This window comes from Microbacterium ginsengiterrae, assembly GCF_014205075.1.
GTDB classification, from domain to species: domain Bacteria; phylum Actinomycetota; class Actinomycetes; order Actinomycetales; family Microbacteriaceae; genus Microbacterium; species Microbacterium ginsengiterrae.
Map to the genome: position 1 here is coordinate 2,341,327 of NZ_JACHMU010000001.1, position 17,051 is coordinate 2,358,377.

At 69.5% G+C, this 17,051-nt stretch carries 14 protein-coding genes; 7 read left to right on the plus strand and 7 right to left on the minus strand.

Annotated elements, in window-relative coordinates; genetic code table 11:
- Positions 1-24 precede the first annotated feature (24 nt).
- The 3 genes from HD600_RS11345 to HD600_RS11355 are packed head-to-tail and all read right to left on the minus strand — an operon-like array spanning position 25 to position 3,130.
- Complete coding sequence (locus HD600_RS11345; protein ID WP_184283755.1) at positions 25-1,188, minus strand: DUF4350 domain-containing protein; 1,164 nt, start codon at positions 1,186-1,188, stop codon at positions 25-27.
- Positions 1,185-1,823 (minus strand): DUF4129 domain-containing protein, encoded by a 639-nt coding sequence (locus HD600_RS11350; protein WP_144795563.1) that lies wholly within the window; start codon positions 1,821-1,823, stop codon positions 1,185-1,187. The genes HD600_RS11345 and HD600_RS11350 overlap by 4 nt, the downstream gene beginning before the upstream one ends.
- A complete protein-coding gene (locus tag HD600_RS11355; protein ID WP_241731666.1) occupies positions 1,820-3,130 on the minus strand; it encodes a glycerophosphoryl diester phosphodiesterase membrane domain-containing protein in 1,311 nt (436 codons plus the stop codon). Before HD600_RS11355 ends, HD600_RS11350 begins: the two co-directional genes overlap by 4 nt.
- Positions 3,131-3,302: 172 nt before the next feature.
- On the opposite strand from HD600_RS11355, the gene mtrA reads away from it, so the two are divergent.
- The 5 genes from mtrA to hpf all read left to right on the plus strand — a co-directional run bounded on the left by mtrA (position 3,303) and on the right by hpf (position 8,905).
- Positions 3,303-3,983, plus strand: a complete 681-nt coding sequence (gene mtrA / locus HD600_RS11360) for an MtrAB system response regulator MtrA (protein ID WP_144795561.1) — start codon at positions 3,303-3,305, stop codon at positions 3,981-3,983.
- Positions 3,984-3,992: 9 nt separating this feature from the next.
- The gene (gene mtrB, locus HD600_RS11365; RefSeq protein ID WP_144795560.1) at positions 3,993-5,675 is read left to right on the plus strand and encodes an MtrAB system histidine kinase MtrB; all 1,683 of its coding nucleotides are present in this window, start codon (positions 3,993-3,995) and stop codon (positions 5,673-5,675) included.
- Positions 5,672-7,384: an LpqB family beta-propeller domain-containing protein gene (locus HD600_RS11370; protein WP_184283757.1), complete on the plus strand. Its 1,713-nt coding sequence runs from the start codon at positions 5,672-5,674 to the stop codon at positions 7,382-7,384. Before mtrB ends, HD600_RS11370 begins: the two co-directional genes overlap by 4 nt.
- Positions 7,385-7,484: 100 nt before the next feature.
- A complete protein-coding gene (locus HD600_RS11375) occupies positions 7,485-8,141 on the plus strand; it encodes a ComF family protein (protein ID WP_184283759.1) in 657 nt (218 codons plus the stop codon).
- A gap of 98 nt (positions 8,142-8,239) precedes the next feature.
- Positions 8,240-8,905: a ribosome hibernation-promoting factor, HPF/YfiA family gene (gene hpf / locus HD600_RS11380; protein WP_184283761.1), complete on the plus strand. Its 666-nt coding sequence runs from the start codon at positions 8,240-8,242 to the stop codon at positions 8,903-8,905.
- Between the two features lie 63 nt (positions 8,906-8,968).
- On the opposite strand, the gene HD600_RS11385 is transcribed toward hpf, so the two are convergent.
- Together HD600_RS11385 and HD600_RS11390 are read right to left on the minus strand one after the other, a co-directional pair.
- On the minus strand, positions 8,969-10,288 hold the full coding sequence (locus tag HD600_RS11385) for a coiled-coil domain-containing protein (protein ID WP_184283763.1): 1,320 nt from the start codon (positions 10,286-10,288) through the stop codon (positions 8,969-8,971).
- Positions 10,289-10,329: 41 nt separating this feature from the next.
- Positions 10,330-10,920, minus strand: coding sequence for a PadR family transcriptional regulator (locus HD600_RS11390; RefSeq protein ID WP_184283765.1), 591 nt, complete (start codon positions 10,918-10,920; stop codon positions 10,330-10,332).
- 191 nt (positions 10,921-11,111) lie between these two features.
- Between HD600_RS11390 and secA the strand changes: the two genes are divergently transcribed.
- Together secA and HD600_RS11400 are read left to right on the plus strand one after the other, a co-directional pair.
- Positions 11,112-13,919, plus strand: a complete 2,808-nt coding sequence (secA, locus tag HD600_RS11395) for a preprotein translocase subunit SecA (protein WP_184283768.1) — start codon at positions 11,112-11,114, stop codon at positions 13,917-13,919.
- A gap of 43 nt (positions 13,920-13,962) precedes the next feature.
- Positions 13,963-15,189 carry a pyridoxal phosphate-dependent aminotransferase gene (locus tag HD600_RS11400; RefSeq protein ID WP_184283770.1) on the plus strand — a complete coding sequence of 409 codons (1,227 nt, stop codon included), beginning with the start codon at positions 13,963-13,965 and terminating at the stop codon, positions 15,187-15,189.
- Here the strand turns inward: HD600_RS11400 and HD600_RS11405 are convergent.
- Both HD600_RS11405 and HD600_RS11410 read right to left on the minus strand, forming a co-directional pair.
- Positions 15,113-16,360, minus strand: a complete 1,248-nt coding sequence (locus tag HD600_RS11405; RefSeq protein WP_184283772.1) for a CpaE/TadZ family protein — start codon at positions 16,358-16,360, stop codon at positions 15,113-15,115. The two genes, HD600_RS11400 and HD600_RS11405, sit on opposite strands and share 77 nt — an antisense overlap.
- Entirely contained in the window at positions 16,357-16,974 is a 618-nt protein-coding gene (locus tag HD600_RS11410) for an SAF domain-containing protein (protein ID WP_144795551.1), read from the minus strand. Before HD600_RS11410 ends, HD600_RS11405 begins: the two co-directional genes overlap by 4 nt.
- Positions 16,975-17,051 lie beyond the last annotated feature (77 nt).

Genomic DNA, 17,051 nt, shown 5'->3' on the forward strand with positions numbered 1-17,051 from the left:
TCACGGTGGACGAAGGGGTGTCTGTCACGGTGTGTTCCTTTCCACGTGCACGGCGGTGTCGACCGCCGCCTCGAGTTCTGCGAGTCGACGCGCGGTGTCGACGAGGTCGGAGTCGTGCGGGGGCAGGGGGCCGGCGAGGAGCTCGTGCAGGGAGCCGCGGGGGATCCGAAGGCGGTCGGATGCCGCGTCGGCGATCTCTTCGGGCGTGGACCGTGCGGTCAGCCCGAGTCGGGCGGCCAGTCGCCGCAGCGCCCCATCGCGCAGCGCGGACGCCGCGTGTGCGCTGTCGCCCGCCTTGGCCGTGAGACGTGCGCGTCCGTGCATGGTCTCGGATGCTCGCACCGTGACCGGCAGGGTCTCCGTCACCAACGGGCCGAACCGCTGCCCGCGGGAGATTCCCGCGACGACGCCCGCCAGCAGGAGCAGCACGATCGCGGGCGTCACCCATGGCGGTGTCATCGCCGCGAGGGTGTCCGGCGTCTGGGCCTCGATGTCGGAGTCCGCGAACGACGGCACGTACCAGACGATGCGATCGCTCTGCCCGAGGAGCGCGAGGCCGAGGGCGGCGTTGCCGTCCTCCGCCAGGTGCTCGTTGCTCAGCAGTGCGCTGCCCTCCACCAGGGTGACGCGGCCGGCGCCACCCCCGTCGACGAGCACTCCGGCGGCGCCGTCGGCCGTGAAGCATCCGATGACGCCCTCCGCGGGGAGGAAGAACCGGTCGGGCCGGATCGTCCCGACCTTGGCGAACTCCGGCACGTCGCACCGTGCCTCGAGTGCGTCGGCCGCCGGCGGGGCGGCGTTCTCGCCGATGTCGAGCAGACGGAGCAGTCGCGACGAGCTGGACAGGAGGACGAGACGGTCTGCGGGCGCGATCAACTCGTCGACCGCGGCATCCGAGAGCGGGAAGGGGTCGGCCATGACGAGCGTCGAACCATCGTCCAACGCGCCGGCGGCGTCCGCTCTCGTGCGGGCGACGACGATCTCCACACCCTGGTCGCGCAGCAACTCCGCCAGCGCGAGGGAGCCGGCCTCGCTCGCGCTGTCGGGATCCAGCCCTCCGCGCGGGCTCGGAGCGCCGAAACTCAGCGTCGCGATGATCGCCACGAAGGCGGCCACCGCGGCGGCGATCGCCACCCAGCCGAGCGCCGAGCGCACCCGGCCCTTCTCGTGCACGGCGGTGCCGCTCATGCGGGCACCGCCGGTCGTGCGGAAGAGATGAGGTCGTCCGTGGCCACCAGCTCGCGGTAGGTGCTCTCGGAGGCCGGATGGCGCAGGTAGCGCACCCGGTCGAAGGCGCCGGCGGCTGCGGCGAGTTCTGCGTGGTGCGCGGTGAGCGTCTCCGCCGCCTCGCGGGCGATGGCCTGTGCGGTGGCCCCCGGCGCCGGGTCGATGATGTCGCGCTCGAGCAGTGCTCGAGCCATGGCCCGGAATCGGAGCACGATCGCGGTGTCCCAGTCACCGTCGCGAGCGCGGCGCTCCGCCTCCGCTCGCAGTTGCGCGGCGGAGCGGTCATCGCGCTCGCCGAGCAGATCGGAGTCCCGTCGCGGACGTCGGCGGGACGGCCGTGGGCGGCCCCAGAGGATGAGCACGGTGATGAGCGCCGCGACGATCACGACGGTCACGATCACCAGCGCCGTGCTCCCGGCACGCTCTCCCGCATCCGGGGAGAACAGTCCGATGATGAATTCGGCGACGTCCTCCGCCAGATGGTCGAACCACGTGGGCTTCGCGTCCGCGTAGCGCGGGTTCTGCAGCTCCTGCTCGGCCCACCGACGCGCCTCATCGCCGTCGGGAGCGTACGGATCGGCGGCCAGACCGATCATGCCCCGCCGTACCCCGGCGGCGGTGGGGGTGGCCCTTGAGGACCGGGCGCGGACGTGCCGGGCCGCTGCTGGGGTGGCGACCCCGGATACGCCTGCTGCTGCGGCTGCGGCTGGTACGGGGCGGCGGGGAACGCGCTCTGCGCTGCCGGATCGGGCGGGTACGGTCCCCAGCCGACCGGCGCCGAGGCGTACGTGGGGGTGGGCCGGGGTGGTGGGGCGCTGCTGACCGCTGTGGAGGGGTCGACGGCGAACGGGTCGCCCTGCTCGTCAGCGGCGATGCCGAGGTCGAGGCGCTCCCGGTACGCGATCAGCGTGTGGTCGAGTCCCTCGTAGCGCATGCGGCAGTCGAGGTAGATGAAGGCGGCAGCGGCGCACTGGACGACCACGGCGACGGCCTGGAGCACGTACACGAGCAGCTGCGGTGCGACGGTGACGATGAGCATCGTGACCACTTCAGAGGCGTCGTTCGGGCCGGTCGGCGCGATCACGGGCGCGAACAGGGAGCCCAGGAGCGACAGCGGCATGCTGACGACCCCGACGGCGGTGCTCATGATCGCCCCGATGAGGAACATCACCCCGAACGTGTTCCAGAAGCGCCCGCGCGTCAGGCGCCAGGAGCGCACGAGTGCGGGGCGCAGCCGTGCGCCTTCGAGGACGAGGATCGACGGGACCAGCAGGAGCTTCGTGCTCAGCCACACCCACAGCGGAATGGCGGCGAGGATCAACAGGACCCCGAACATGATGGCGATGCCGGCGCCTGCGGCCGAACCGTCGATGCCGGTCATGACGCCGAGGAAGATGAGTCCTCCGACCGCGGCGATGAGGACCACGGCTGCGACGGACTGCAGCAGACTCCACCCCAGGAGTCTCCAGAACGCGGGACGCATCCGCTCCCACAGTCGCCGCAGTCCTGCCTTCTCGCCGAGGGCGGCGTACCCGATGTCGGCGGCGACCACGCCCTGCATGACCGCGGTGAACGCCAGGCTCAACAGACCCATCGCGAGCCCGACGAGGACGTTGATCGCTATCGTGCCCCACATCACCGGAGCGAAGTCCGGGCTGCTCGGCGACAAGGACTCCAGTCGGAGGAACGAGGCGATCGCGACGCCGCCCACCACGAGCAGCGTGACGAGGGCCACGAGAAGCTGGAGCACGATGGCGAACCCGAACAGCACCTTCGGGTTGTGCCGCAGTGCGGCGAACGGCCTGCCGAGCAGGGCGCCGAAGGTGAGCGGATGCAACGGCACGAGCCCTGACCTGACCGCAGGCGTCCAGTGCTGCGCGCTCATCGGATACGGTGCGCTCATCGGACTCCCTCCGCGCGTGAAGAACCATCGTGTCATATCCCGTGCGGCACGGCGGGGATCAGGGCGGGGCGATACCGTGATCGAAACGTTGTCATGAAGTACGCTGAGAAAGATTGCGTCCAGCCTGCATCCGTACGGCGGCGCGCTGGCAGAAAGATGGGGCTGGGATCAGATGACCTCACGGATCCTCGTGGTCGACGACGACACCGCGCTCGCCGAGATGATCGGGATCGTGCTGCGTACGGAGGGCTTCGAGCCCGTCTTCTGCGCCGACGGCGCGAAGGCCGTCGAGCAGTGGCGGACGCAGCGCCCCGATCTCGTGCTCCTCGACCTGATGCTGCCCGGCATGGACGGCATCGAGATCTGCACCCGTATCAGGGCGGAGTCCGGGATCCCCATCATCATGCTCACGGCGCGCAGCGACACCGCCGATGTCGTGCGCGGGCTCGAGGTGGGCGCCGACGACTACATGGTCAAGCCGTTCAACCCGAAGGAGCTCGTCGCGCGCATCCGGACGCGTCTGCGCCCTGCGACACCGGCGACGAGCGAGATCCTGCGGATCGGTGACCTCGTCGTCGACGTCGACGCGCACGAAGTGCGGCGCGGATCGACGCCGATCCCACTGACGCCTCTGGAGTTCCAGCTCCTCGTCGCACTGGCATCCAAGCCCCAGCAGGTCTTCTCGCGCGAGATGCTTCTCGAACAGGTGTGGGGTTATCACTACAAGGCAGATACGCGGCTGGTCAACGTGCACGTGCAGCGGCTGCGGGCGAAGGTCGAACTCGACCCGGACGCGCCCAAGATCGTCATGACGGTCCGCGGCGTCGGATACCGGGCCGGGAGCGTCGGCTAGGAGACCGAGTTGATCGCGACGAGCGCGACACCGACGACGGTCGTGCTGTGGCGCGACCCTCGGGGCTGGCCGGATGCGGTCGGGGGCCTCTGGCGCCGGTCGCTGCGCTTCCGCACCATCACGATCACGCTCCTGCTGACGTCGTTCGCGATCTTCATCACCAGCGTCATCATGGCGCTGGTGATCCAGAACAACCTGTTCGAGTCCCGCCGTGACGAAGTGCTCGCCGATGCGCTTCGTGCGGTGGCGGAGGCCCAGACGAGGGTCGACTCCGCAGAGGTCACCGACGACCCGTCCGGGCTGCGTGCACTCTGGCGAGACGTGCAGGAGACGATCCCGAGGGCGTCGTCGTCCTCACGCGTCATCGCCTTCCCGATCGACGACACCCCGGTCGGCAGCGGCGTGCAGGGATTCCGCACGACGGACCTCAGCGGTGACGTGATCAGCAGCGGGCTGCGTGAGCGGGTGGTGTCGTTCCCCGACCGGCAGTCCTGGCAGTCCATCGCCATCCCGATGCCGGACGGATCGACCGCACCGGGGATCGCGGTCGGACAGCAGCTGTTCCTGCCGGGCGTCGGAGCGTTCGAGGTCTACATCGCCTACGACCTCGCCGATTCGCAGCAGACCCTCCAGTTCGTGCAGAGCACGCTGTGGGCGGCCGGTCTCGTGCTCATCGCGATCATCGCCGGCATCTCGTGGATCGTGCTGCGACTGGTGTCCAAGCCGATCATCGAGGCCGCCGAGACGAGCGCGCGCCTCGCGGCCGGTGATCTCGACGTGCGGCTGCCGGTGCACGGTGAGGACGAGCTGGCCACGCTGGCCGAGTCGTTCAACGCGATGGCCGACAGCATCGAGTCGCAGATCAAGGAGCTCGGCGAGTTGTCGCTCGTGCAGCAGCGGTTCGTCTCCGACGTCTCGCACGAGCTGCGCACGCCGCTGACGACCATCCGCCTGGCCGCCGACATGCTCAATGATCAGCGCGACCAGTTCGACACGACGACCAACCGGACCACCGAACTGCTGCACACGCAGGTCCAGCGGTTCGAGACCCTTCTGGGGGATCTGCTGGAGATCAGCAGGTACGACGCCGGCTCGGTCCTGCTCGAGCTGGAGGCGACCAGCCTCGCCGAACTCGCCGAGGACGTCATCGAGCAGATGCGCCCCCTCGCGCAGGAGCGCGGCTCGGAACTGCGGCTGGTGGCACCGGGCGGGTACTCGCCCGTCGACATGGATCCACGACGCGTCCGTCGCGTCCTGCGCAATCTCGTCGGCAACGCCATCGAGCACGGCGAGGGGCGACCGATCGTCGTGACCACAGACAGTAATCAGCACGCCGTCGCCGTCGGCGTCCGCGACTTCGGTCTGGGGATGACCCCGGCCGACGCGGAGCGGGTGTTCGACCGGTTCTGGCGAGCGGACCCGTCACGGCAGCGCACGATCGGCGGGACGGGACTCGGGCTGTCCATCGCTCTCGGCGACGCCAAGCTGCACGGTGGGACGCTCGCGGTCTGGTCGGAGCTGGCGGTGGGCACGAACTTCGTGCTCACGATCCCGCGCAGACCAGGCGGGATCGAGGGGCCGTCGCCCGTGCCGCTCGAGCCGCAGGAGTCCCTCACCGACGTCACGCAGCCGATCCACCTGACAGAGCTGCGCGAGATGTACTTCGACGCGGAACCGGAGGACCGGTCATGAATCGCAGACTCCGATCGGCATCCGCCGTCGCGCTGGCGGCCCTGCTCGCCGTACTCACGGCCTGCACGAGCCTGCCGACCTCCGGCGAGGCCAACGCCGGTCTCGCCCTCGACGGCGCTGACACCGACCCCGACATCAGCCAGATCGCCGCCCGTCCGCTGGAGGGGGCGAGCCCAGAGCAGATCGTCGAAGGGTTCCTCGACGCCGCTCTCACGCCGGACAACGGCTGGGCGATCGCCCGCGAGTTCCTCAGCCCCGAGCTCGCCGCCATCTGGCGCCCCACGGCCGGCGTCTCCATCGACGCCGGCGCGGGGGAGCGGGAGTTCTCCGCCGACCTCGACGGCGAGGAGGACGCGGCGCAGACCGGTGACGTGCGCGTGGTCCTCGATCAGGTCGCCAGGGTGAACGACAACGGCGCGTACACCGAGCTCACCGGTGAGGCATCCGTCGCGGCCTTCGAGGTCGCGCGCAACGACGAGGGCGAGTGGCGGATCACCGCCGCCGACAACGGCATCATCCTGGACGCGGAGTCGTTCACTCAGGTGTACCGGCGCTACGCGCTGCAGTACTTCGATCCGACCTGGACGCACCTCGTGCCCGATCTGCGCTGGTATCCGCGCCGCCAGACCATCGCCACCATCCTCACGCAGGCTCTGCTGAACGGGGAGCCGAGCGAGTGGCTCTCGCCGGGGGTGCGCAGCGCCTTCCCCGGCGACGTGACCCTCGCACTGGATGCCGTCCCCATCAGCCCTGACAAGGTCGCCACGGTGGAGCTCACGGCAGCGGCGACCGCGCTCGACACGACGCAACTGGCGCGGATGCGCACGCAGCTGGAGGCCACGCTGCGCCCTGCGGGGGTCGCCGAGGTCCGTCTGACCGTCAACGGGCGCGACCTCGACGCGGAGCGCGCCGCCATCGAGACGGGGCGGACGGAATCCAGCCCCGTGCTGCTCACCGAGACGGAATTCGGCGCATTCGTCGGCGAGGAGATCGAGCCCTATGCGGGGATCACCCCCGAGATCGTGAAGATCGCACCCGCCGTGCGCGCCGTCGACGTCTCCGAGGACGATGCACGCGCCGCTCTGCAGCTGGACGACGGTCACGTCTACACGGTCGCCGGTGGCCGGGTGGATCAACTCGACAGCAGGCCCGGTCTCATCACGCCCTCGATGGATCCCTACGGCTTCACCTGGACGGTGCCACAGGGGTCTCCGCAGGCACTCACGGCGTGGCAACCGGATGTGACGGCGATCGAGCTCTCCGGCGCGTTCCCTGAGGCCTCGTCGATCTCCGAGCTCCGCGTGGCACCGGACGGCGTCAGGATCGCGGCTGTCGTGACCGTCGGAGGTCAGCGCTGGCTCGTGCTCGCCGCGATCATCCGCGACCAGGACCAGGTGCCGACGGAGATCGGTCCGGTCTATCCCGTCGCGCAGGTCGGGGGGACGGCGCTGGGCATGTCGTGGGTCGGCGAGGACGAACTGGTGATCCTTGTGGATGCGGACGGCTCGCGCATCGTCCGCTCCCAGGACGTCGGCGGTCCGGGCGCGGTGGCCGCGGCGCCGGCCGGGGCCACCGCCGTGTCCGGCGGGCGCACTCCGGCCGCTGTGCGCATCCTCGACGGCGACGGGGTGCTCTTCGCCCAGCGGGGGACGACGTGGCAGATGGGCGTCTCGGGGGTGCTCGTCCTCGGCACGCACGCGGGACAGTGATCTCCACATCCGGTGCGGACTCCTTCTGCACCGGATGATGTCCTCCGCCTATCGCGGGGGTCATGGCATCACGGGCGCGCCGTCGACGAGGATCATCGGCATGGCGAGTTGGCGGGCGATCCTCGACGAGATCTCCGCGTTCCTGCTCACCGCCCGCTGTCCTGGTTGCGACGTACCGGGGACGCTGCTGTGCGAGCGGTGCGCAGACGCGCTCAGGGCGCCGGTAGTGCACACGACGACTCCGAACGGGATGCCGGTGATCGCCGCCCTCCCGTTCGACGGCGTGGCCGCCCGCTGCATCCGACGCCTGAAGGAGAACGGAGACACACTGCTTGCGCGGCCACTCGGGGCGAGCCTCGCCACGGTGATCGAACGCGACGCCGTCGACCTCTCCGGAGCGCTGACCGTCCCGATGCCGACCACGCGCGGCGCGTTCCGACGGCGCGGCTACCGGGTACCGGACCTTCTGCTGCACCGCGCGGGGCTTCGCCCCGTGCGACTGCTCCACCACACGAGACGCACCGCCGATCAGAGAGGACTCGACCTCGATCGCCGGCGCGTCAACGTCGCGGGCAGCATGCGCGCGCGACACGCCCGGGTGGCCAGAGATGTCGTGCTCTTCGACGACGTCGTGACCACCGGAGCCACGCTGGACGAGGGGGCCAGAGCGCTGACAGAGGCTGGGTGGCGGGTGAGGGGTGCCCTGACTCTGGCGGCGACGCCGCGACGAGCCGCGCGCATCGCGGACGCGTCGTGATTGAGTCGTGACATTGTCCTGGGCGCGGGCTACGGTAGGTGGACACAAGGCGACCACGGTCCGCCCTTGGCCGGGAGGACCGGGACAAGGAGGCAGCAATGGAAACGAGCATCGTTGGCGTCGGGGTGGGGATCACCGATCGCTTCCGAACCGTCGTCGAGGAGAAGATCGCCCGAGTGCAGCAGCTTGCGGCGAAGGCCCAGCGGTTGGACGTGAAGGTGACGCATCGCGCGTACCGCGGAGGCCGCGTGCCGGATGAGACCGTCGAGCTGACGCTGGTCGGCAAGGGGCCGGTCGTACGCGCCGAGGCCGTGGACGGCGACAAGTTCGTCGCGCTGGATCTGGCTGTCGACAAGATGGCCGAGCAGCTCCGCCGCGCCAAGGAGAAGCGCGTCGACGGACGGCAGCACCCGAGGGGGGCGCGCTTCGAGAAGGGCAGCGGCTCGCTCGAGGGGATCGACGTGCAGCCCGCGTCGGCCGACGTCCTGCAGGCCGTGGCGACCGGCGCCGTGCCGATCCAGTCGTCCGAAGACGAAGAGGACTATTCGCCGGTCGTCATCCGCACGAAGAACTTCGACCCGGAGTGGATGACCGTCGAGGAGGCGGTCGATCGCATGGAGCTCGTCGGCCATGACTTCTTCCTGTTCGTCGATGCCCGCACCGACCACCCGAGCGTCGTGTACCGCCGCAAGGGTTGGGACTACGGTGTGATCTCGCTGACCACCCAGGCCGCGCCGGAGGAGGAGGAGTCCTTGGCCTCCTGACAGGCATGAAGAAGGCCCGGCACCCCTCAGGTGCCGGGCCTTCTCGTATGCGGGCGCCGCCCGTCAGTCGAAGATGCCGTCGAGGATGCTGCCGATGACGAGGCCGCCCATGATGCCGCCCATGATGTCGCCACCGCCGCCGCGCCGTCCGCCGCCCCATCCGTCGCCGCCCCATCCCTGCTGCTGCGGGCGGGAGGAGTCGATGTCGCGCTGCGCGAGCTGCAGCGCCTCTGCGGCGAGCTGACCGACGCGGCGGGCCGCGGCCATGGCCTGCTCCCTGGTCTCCTCCGGGGCGATCAACGCGGGGATGTCGATGCGCAGGCGCTCGGCCTCAGCGAACCGAGTCCTCGCGTCCGCGCCGATCCAGCCGCGGTGGCCCGAGATGAGACCGCGCGCGACACCGAGCTGACGATCCGCGTCGTCGAGGGCATGTTGCACATGCGCGACGCTCGGAAGCGGATTCTGGGCGCGGTAGTGCGCGGCGGCGATCGCCTCGTCGAGGGCCGCGTTCGCCGACCGCAGCTGGGTGAGCTCCGCGAACGGATCGTTGCGCGTCCCGGCCGGGGAGAGCGCGTCCAGCGCCTTCTCCAGCTCGGCGACGGCTGCGGTCACCGCCGCGGTGCGCGGAGCGGTACGGGCGGCGATGATGTCCGCGCGGGAGTCCGCGACGACCTCCGCGAGCGTCGACTCCGCCCGCAGAGCTTCGATCTCGAAGTCCTCGACCGCGTCCATGAGCGCGCCGGCGCGACGTGTCGCCTCCGTGGCGGTCTCGAGGGCGAGGTTCGCCTCCTCGGTCTGGCGAGCAGCCCGGCGCCGCTCCGACACGTCGGCGCCGTGCGTGGCGAACGCGATCAGCTGCTCGGCCTCGTCGGCGGAGGCGGAGATCTGATGCATCGCCGAATCGGAGTACCGCGACGACAGCCGTTCGATGGTGGCGCGCGTGTGGGGGACGCGGGCAGTGAGATCCTCGGCATCCCGGCGCACCTTGGCGATGATCTGAGGAGCCTGACGCACACGGGCGATCGAATCGGCGAGCGCTCCGGTCTTCTCGTCGAGAAGGTCCTCCGCCCAGTCGCACAACTGCACGATGCGGGCGTTGCGCGTGCGCAGTTCCTCATCCGTGTCCGGGATCTCATCGTGGTTGAGCTGATGCAGCTGGAACGCCTCGCGAAGGTGTGTCCTGACCGAGTCGAGAGCCGCCTTGAGATCACGCGTCATCGAGGAACCGAGTTCGGCTTCGGCGAAGGCGAGTTCGTCCGCCGCGGTGCGGATCCGCTCATCCGCTGCGACGAGGGCCTGCTCCGCCCTGCGGGCGAGATCGGCGTCCTGTGCTGCCTGCGCTGCCTCTTGCTCTCGTTTGCGCTTACCCCAGAATCCGGCCATGGCTCGATCCTACTTTCCGTACGTGCTGCGTCGGCTGTGCATCAGGCGGACTTCGCCGGGCGTCCTCGGCGTGGACGCTCCGTCGCGAGACCGATCCCCACCGTGTGCTGGGGATGCGCGGCGAGGCGCTGCGCCGCGCGCTCCAACCAGTGCACCTCCGCCTCGGCGGAGAGGATCATCGAGTCCATGATCAGCGCCCAGGCGAGTCCCTCGGGGCTGTCCCCGTCGCCGCCGGGGAAGGTCGCCTGTCGCAGCTCCTGCAGGTGTGCAAGGGCTGCGGCGCGCTGCGTGCGGATCGCGGCGGTCGCATCCGCCCCTGGCAGGGTCGCGGCCACCGCCAACTTGATGGCCGTCTCGTCGCGGGGCACGAGCCCGTGGGCCACCGGAGACCGAAGCCAGCGGGCGACCTCGAGCGAGCCGGCGTCCGTGATCTGCCAATAGACGTGCCCCTGCGCGTCCGCGTCGCCGCGGGTCACGAGTCCGTCGCGCTCCAATCGTTCCAGCGTGTTGTAGATCTGTCCGACGTTGAGCGGGCGGATGCAGCCGGTGCGCCGGTCGAACTCGGCACGCAGCTGGTACCCGTAACAGGACCCCTGGTCGAGGATCGCGAGCAGGCTGTGGCGGACGGACATCGGATCCCCTCATGTCGGCATCGTCGGGTCGATCCCGATATTGCTTTCGGAGTATATACATACGAGTGCCCCGCGACGCGCGGGGAAGGCATTCCCGTCACGGAGCGTGCACAGATCACGGGCTTGTAACATGGGCAGGTATGTCCGCGACCCGATGGTGCGGACCACCCATCCAAAGGGAGATGACTTACGTGGCGAATCCTCTTGAGAAGCTGCTGCGCGCAGGCGAGGGCCGCATCCTCCGCCGCCTGAACCAGGTCGTGAAGGCCGTGAACGCGCTCGAGGAGGACTTCGCGAAACTCACCGACGACGAACTCGCGGGCGAGACCGCGGAGCTGCGTGCGCGGTTCGACAAAGGCGAGACGCTGGACCAGCTCATGCCGGAGGCGTTCGCCGCGGTGCGCGAGGCCGCCAAGCGCACGCTCGGCATGCGGGCCTACGACGTGCAGCTGATGGGTGGCGCCGCCCTGCACATGGGCAACATCGCCGAGATGAAGACCGGTGAGGGCAAGACCCTCGTGGCCACCTTCCCCGCCTACCTCAACGCCATCGCGGGCAAGGGCGTCCACGTCATCACGGTGAACGACTTCCTGGCGTCGTACCAGGCCGAGCTCATGGGCCGCGTCTACCGCGCGCTGGGCATGACGACGGGCATCATCGTGTCGGGCCAGACTCCGGCCGTGCGCCGCGAGCAGTACGCCGCAGACATCACCTACGGCACGAACAACGAGTTCGGATTCGACTACCTCCGCGACAACATGGCCTGGCGCAAGGAGGACCTCGTCCAGCGCGAACACTTCTTCGCCGTCGTCGACGAGGTGGACTCGATCCTCATCGACGAGGCACGCACCCCGCTGATCATCTCCGGCCCTTCCTCCGGCGAGGCGAACCGCTGGTTCACGGAGTTCGCGAAGATCGCGCGCACCCTCGAGGCGGGGGTGGACTACGAGGTCGACGAGAAGAAGCGCACCATCGGTGTTCTCGAGCCTGGTATCGAGAAGGTCGAGGACTACCTCGGCATCGACAACCTCTACGAGTCGGCGAACACGCCGCTGATCTCCTTCCTCAACAACTCCATCAAGGCGCTCGCGCTGTTCAAGAAGAACACCGACTACGTCGTGATGAACGACGAGGTCATGATCGTCGACGAGCACACCGGTCGAATCCTCGTCGGTCGTCGATACAACGAGGGCATCCACCAGGCCATCGAGGCCAAGGAGGGCGTCCCGGTCAAGGCGGAGAACCAGACCCTGGCGACGGTGACGCTGCAGAACTACTTCCGCCTCTATGACAAGCTCTCCGGCATGACCGGAACCGCCGAGACAGAGGCGGCCGAGTTCATGTCCACCTACAAGCTCGGCGTCGTCCAGATCCCGACGAACCGGCCGATGATCCGCAAGGACAACCCCGATCTCGTCTACAAGAACGAGACGGCGAAGTTCGCGCAGGTCGTCGAGGACATCGCCGAGCGCCACGAGACCGGTCAGCCGGTGCTCGTCGGCACCGTCAGTGTCGAGAAGAGCGAGTACCTGTCGCGTCTGCTGGCGAAGAAGGGCATCAAGCACGAGGTCCTCAACGCCAAGAACCACGCGCGGGAGGCGGAGATCGTCGCCCGCGCCGGTCGCCTCGGCGCTGTGACGGTCGCGACCAACATGGCCGGCCGAGGCACCGACATCATGCTCGGTGGAAACGCCGAGTTCCTCGCCGTTCAGGAGCTCAAGTCCAAGGGACTGGATCCTGCCGAGACGCCCGAGGAGTACGAGGCCGCCTGGGATGAGGCGTACGAGGCCATGAAGGCCGTCGTGGCGGAGGAGAGCGCGAAGGTCACCGAAGCCGGTGGTCTGTACGTCCTCGGGACCGAGCGTCACGAATCGCGGCGTATCGACAATCAGCTGCGCGGTCGATCCGGCCGTCAGGGCGACCCCGGCGAGAGCCGGTTCTACCTCAGCCTCACCGACGACCTCATGCGGCTGTTCCAGTCCGGAGCCGCCGAGGCGATCCTCGCCCGCACGAACTTCCCCGACGACGTCCCGATCGAGTCGGGGCTCGTCTCCCGCGCCATCCGCAGTGCGCAGTCGCAGGTCGAGTCGCGCAACGCCGAGATGCGCAAGAACGTCCTGAAGTACGACGACGTCCTCAACCGCCAGCGCGAGGCGATCTATGCGGACCGGCGCCACATCCTCCAGGGCGATGACATCGCCGACCGTGTGCAGCACTTCATCGAGGATGCGATCACCGGTGTCGTCGCCGACCACACGAGCTCCGGCCACACCGAGAGCTGGGACTTCGACGCCCTCTGGACCGAGCTGAAGACGCTGTACCCCGTCAGCGTGACCATCGACGAGGTCGTCGCCGAGGCCGGCGGACGCAAGGGCGGCATCACCGCGGACGTCCTGACGCGCGAACTGCTCTCCGACGCGAAGATCGCGTACGAGAAGCGCGAGGCATCGCTCGGCGAGGCCGCCACACGCGAGCTCGAGCGTCGCGTCGTCCTGCAGGTGCTCGACCGCCGCTGGCGCGACCACCTCTACGAGATGGACTACCTCAAGGACGGCATCGGCCTGCGTGCCATGGCGCAGCGCGACCCGCTCATCGAGTACCAGCGCGAGGGCTACGCGATGTTCCAGTCGATGATGGGGCAGATCAAGGAGGAGTCGGTCGGCTACCTCTACAACCTCGAGGTCGAGGTGCGCAGCGCCGGCGACGCCGAAACCCCGCAGGTCGAGGCCAAGGGGCTCGTCTCCGGCGGCGGCGAGCAGCGTCTGGAGTACTCGGCGCCCAACGACGCCGGCGACGTCGAGGTCCGCAACGACCGCGGACAGGTCCAGCAGGCTGCCACGGACCGGATCCGCAAGGCGGCGGAGGCCGCGGCGGCGACCGAGGAGGCACCGGCCCCGCAGCAGGGGGCACGCGGAGCCTTCGGCCAGCGCACCGACGCTGCGGCTGCGACTCCGCAGAACCGCGAGCGGCGCAGGGCCGCGGGCAAGAAGAAGAAGTGACACGACGAGAGAGCCTGCCGGCGCAAGCCGGTAGGCTTTCTCAATGACCCACACGCGCCAGTTCGACCAGTCGTCGAAGCTCAAGAACGTTCTCTACGAGATCCGCGGTAAAGCTCTCGTCGAGGCGGCGCGGTTGGAGGCGGAAGGGCACAACGTCCTCAAGCTGAACACGGGGAACCCGGCGATCTTCGGCTTCGAGGCCCCGCACCAGATCATCCACGACATGCTGGCCGCGATGCCGACGGCGCACGGCTACAGCGACAGCAAGGGGATCATCTCGGCCCGGCGCGCCATCGTGAGCCGCTACGAGCAGATCGAGGACTTCCCCCCGTTCGGACCGGACGACGTCTTCCTCGGCAACGGCGTGTCCGAACTCATCACGATGACGATGCAGGCGCTGCTGGACGAGGGCGACGAGGTGTTGATCCCCGCGCCCGACTATCCGCTGTGGACCGCGATGACGAGCCTCGCCGACGGCACACCCGTGCACTACGTCTGCGACGAGGCCAATGGCTGGCAGCCGGACCTCGAGGACATCCGCTCCAAGGTGACCCCGCGCACCAAGGCGATCGTCATCATCAACCCGAACAACCCCACCGGTGCCGTCTACTCCAGGGAGGTGTTGCAGGGGCTCGTGCAGATCGCGCGCGAGAACGAGTTGCTCATCCTCTCCGACGAGATCTACGACCGCATCCTCTTCGACGACGCCGTGCACATCCCGACGGCGACTCTCGCGCCCGATCTGCTGTGCCTGACGTTCAACGGCCTCTCCAAGACGTATCGTGTCGCCGGGTACCGATCCGGCTGGGTCGTCATCACGGGGCCGCAGCAGCACGCCAAGGGCTTCCTGGAGGGCATCACGCTGCTCGCCTCCACGCGCCTGTGCCCGAACGTCCCCGCGCAGCACGCGGTGCAGGCCGCTCTCGGCGGCATCCAGTCGATCGACGCTCTCATCGCCCCCTCCGGGCGTCTCCACGAGCAGCGCGACATCGCCTGGCAGGGACTCGAGTCGATCCCTGGGGTGTCGTGCGTCAAGCCGCAGGGGGCGCTGTACGCGTTCCCCCGCCTCGACCCCGAGGTGCACGAGATCCACGACGATGAGAAGTTCGTGTACGACCTGCTGATCGCCGAGCGCATCCTGCTCGTCCAGGGCACCGGGTTCAACTGGCCGACCCCTGATCACTTCCGCGTCGTCACCCTGCCGGAACCGCGGGTGCTCGGCGACGCCATCGAACGACTGGGGAACTTCCTCGCCGACTACCGTCAGTGACCTCCGTCCGCCCCGGCGGCGCGACGCGCTCGGCGAGGTGCCTGACGCCCGCGACGAGTCCGGAGCGCGGCGTCACGTCCGCCATCGGCCTCGCGTGCAGCAGCGCGGCATCGGCGGCTCGTTGGTCGAACGGGAGGAAGGCGACATCCGTGATGTCGCCGAACCTCTCGAGTGCGCGACGGATCTGCCCCCGTGCGTCCACCCCGAGCGGGCCGGTGCGGACCTGGTTTGCGACGACCACGATACGCGCGGTCGGACCGATGAGCGCGCGCAGTTCCGCGTGATCACGGAGGAACCGTGAGATCGACAGCGGGTCGGCCGCCGTCACCGCGACGACGACATCCGCCTCCCGGAGGACGGTCGTCGTCGCCGCGTGACGTCGTGGCCCGGCGAGATCGTCCGTGACCTCCTCGTAGGAGTCGAAAGCCGCAGACACGTCGACGACGGTCTCGTCCGCCCAGTCGCGGCACACGCCGAGGGTCGCCGCCAGTCGCGCAGCCGACAGCTCCGGCCACCGGGAAGGGCGGTTGAGGCCGGCGAGCACGTCGATCGTCCCCGCGCTGGTCTCCATCGGTGTGGAGATCCGGTGCAGTTCAGCGGCATCGAGCGCGCCCAGCTCCGCGCGGCGGCACGCGGCGGCGATACCGGGCGCCTCATCGTCGAGGCCGAGCAGCAGTGCGAGGGACGGCGCCACCGTGTCCGCGTCGATCAGGGCGCACCGTCGCCCGCCGCGCGCGAGCTCGAGCGCGAGTTGGACGGCGACCGTGGAGCGACCGGGAGCGCCGTGCGGTCCCCACACGGCGATGATCCGCCGTCGCGGCGGGGCTGGACGGCGCGCGACCCGTGGCGTCTCTGCGGACAGCGCCTCCGCGATGCGCCAGACGTCGGCATCCTCGCCGAGCGCCTCAGGGAGCCCGTACCTGCTGAGCAGCCGGGACTCGCCTCTTCCCACGGTCACGATCCGGACGCCGGATCTGTCGCACGCGGCGACCAGGTCGGCTGTCAGCGCGGCGCGGGTCGCCGGGAGGAGGATCGCGTCCGCGTCCGCCAACTGCGCCACAGGGACGGCTCCGGGGGAGGAGACGGCGACGATCAGGATGCCGGTGCGAGCGAGCTCTGCGGCGATCTCGGTGGCTCGTGGCTCCGGGAGTGCGACGATCGCGGATGTCATGAGCCGGATCCCCGCGGGACGATGGACAGGGCGGCACCGCTGTTGATCGCGGCGAGCACGTCGGCGACATCCGCGCGGTCGATGACCAGCTCGACCGCCGCACTGCGGGTGGACAGCATCCCGTCGGACTCGGGTATCGACGCGACGACGACGTCCGCCGCGAGGATGCGCGGAGCATCGAACTCGCCGTCCTCGTCGGTCGGCGAGTGCCACAGCTCCACCGGCGTGCCCACCTCGACGCTCGCAGGGATGCCGACGCTGCTGTCGACGACGATGTTCGTCGTCCGGCCGGTGCGCGCGTCGGCTGTCGCGACCGCGGGGAGCAGTTCGCCGGCCTCGAGCGTTCGGACGGCGATCATGCCCGGCTGCAGGTCCTGCGGGGCGAGGTAGCCGTCGACCGCGGCCCCCAGGCTCACCTCGACCACACGGAAGTCGCCGGAGGCCAGTGCCTCACCCTGCGGGATCGTGCGCTCGACCTGCAGCACCGGGGTCGTGTCGCGGGCGGAGGAGACGATGAGCCAGACGCTGAGGATGGACAGGACCACGAGGACGATGCCGATGAGGAAGCGGATGTCGCCCCAGAACGCTCGTCCGGCACGCGAGTGGGTCGTCATGCAGGACATCGTCACAGAATCGCCCGAGGCGGGTCGGAAGTTTTCCACAGGCCGGTGGCGGCGCGAGGGCGTGGACG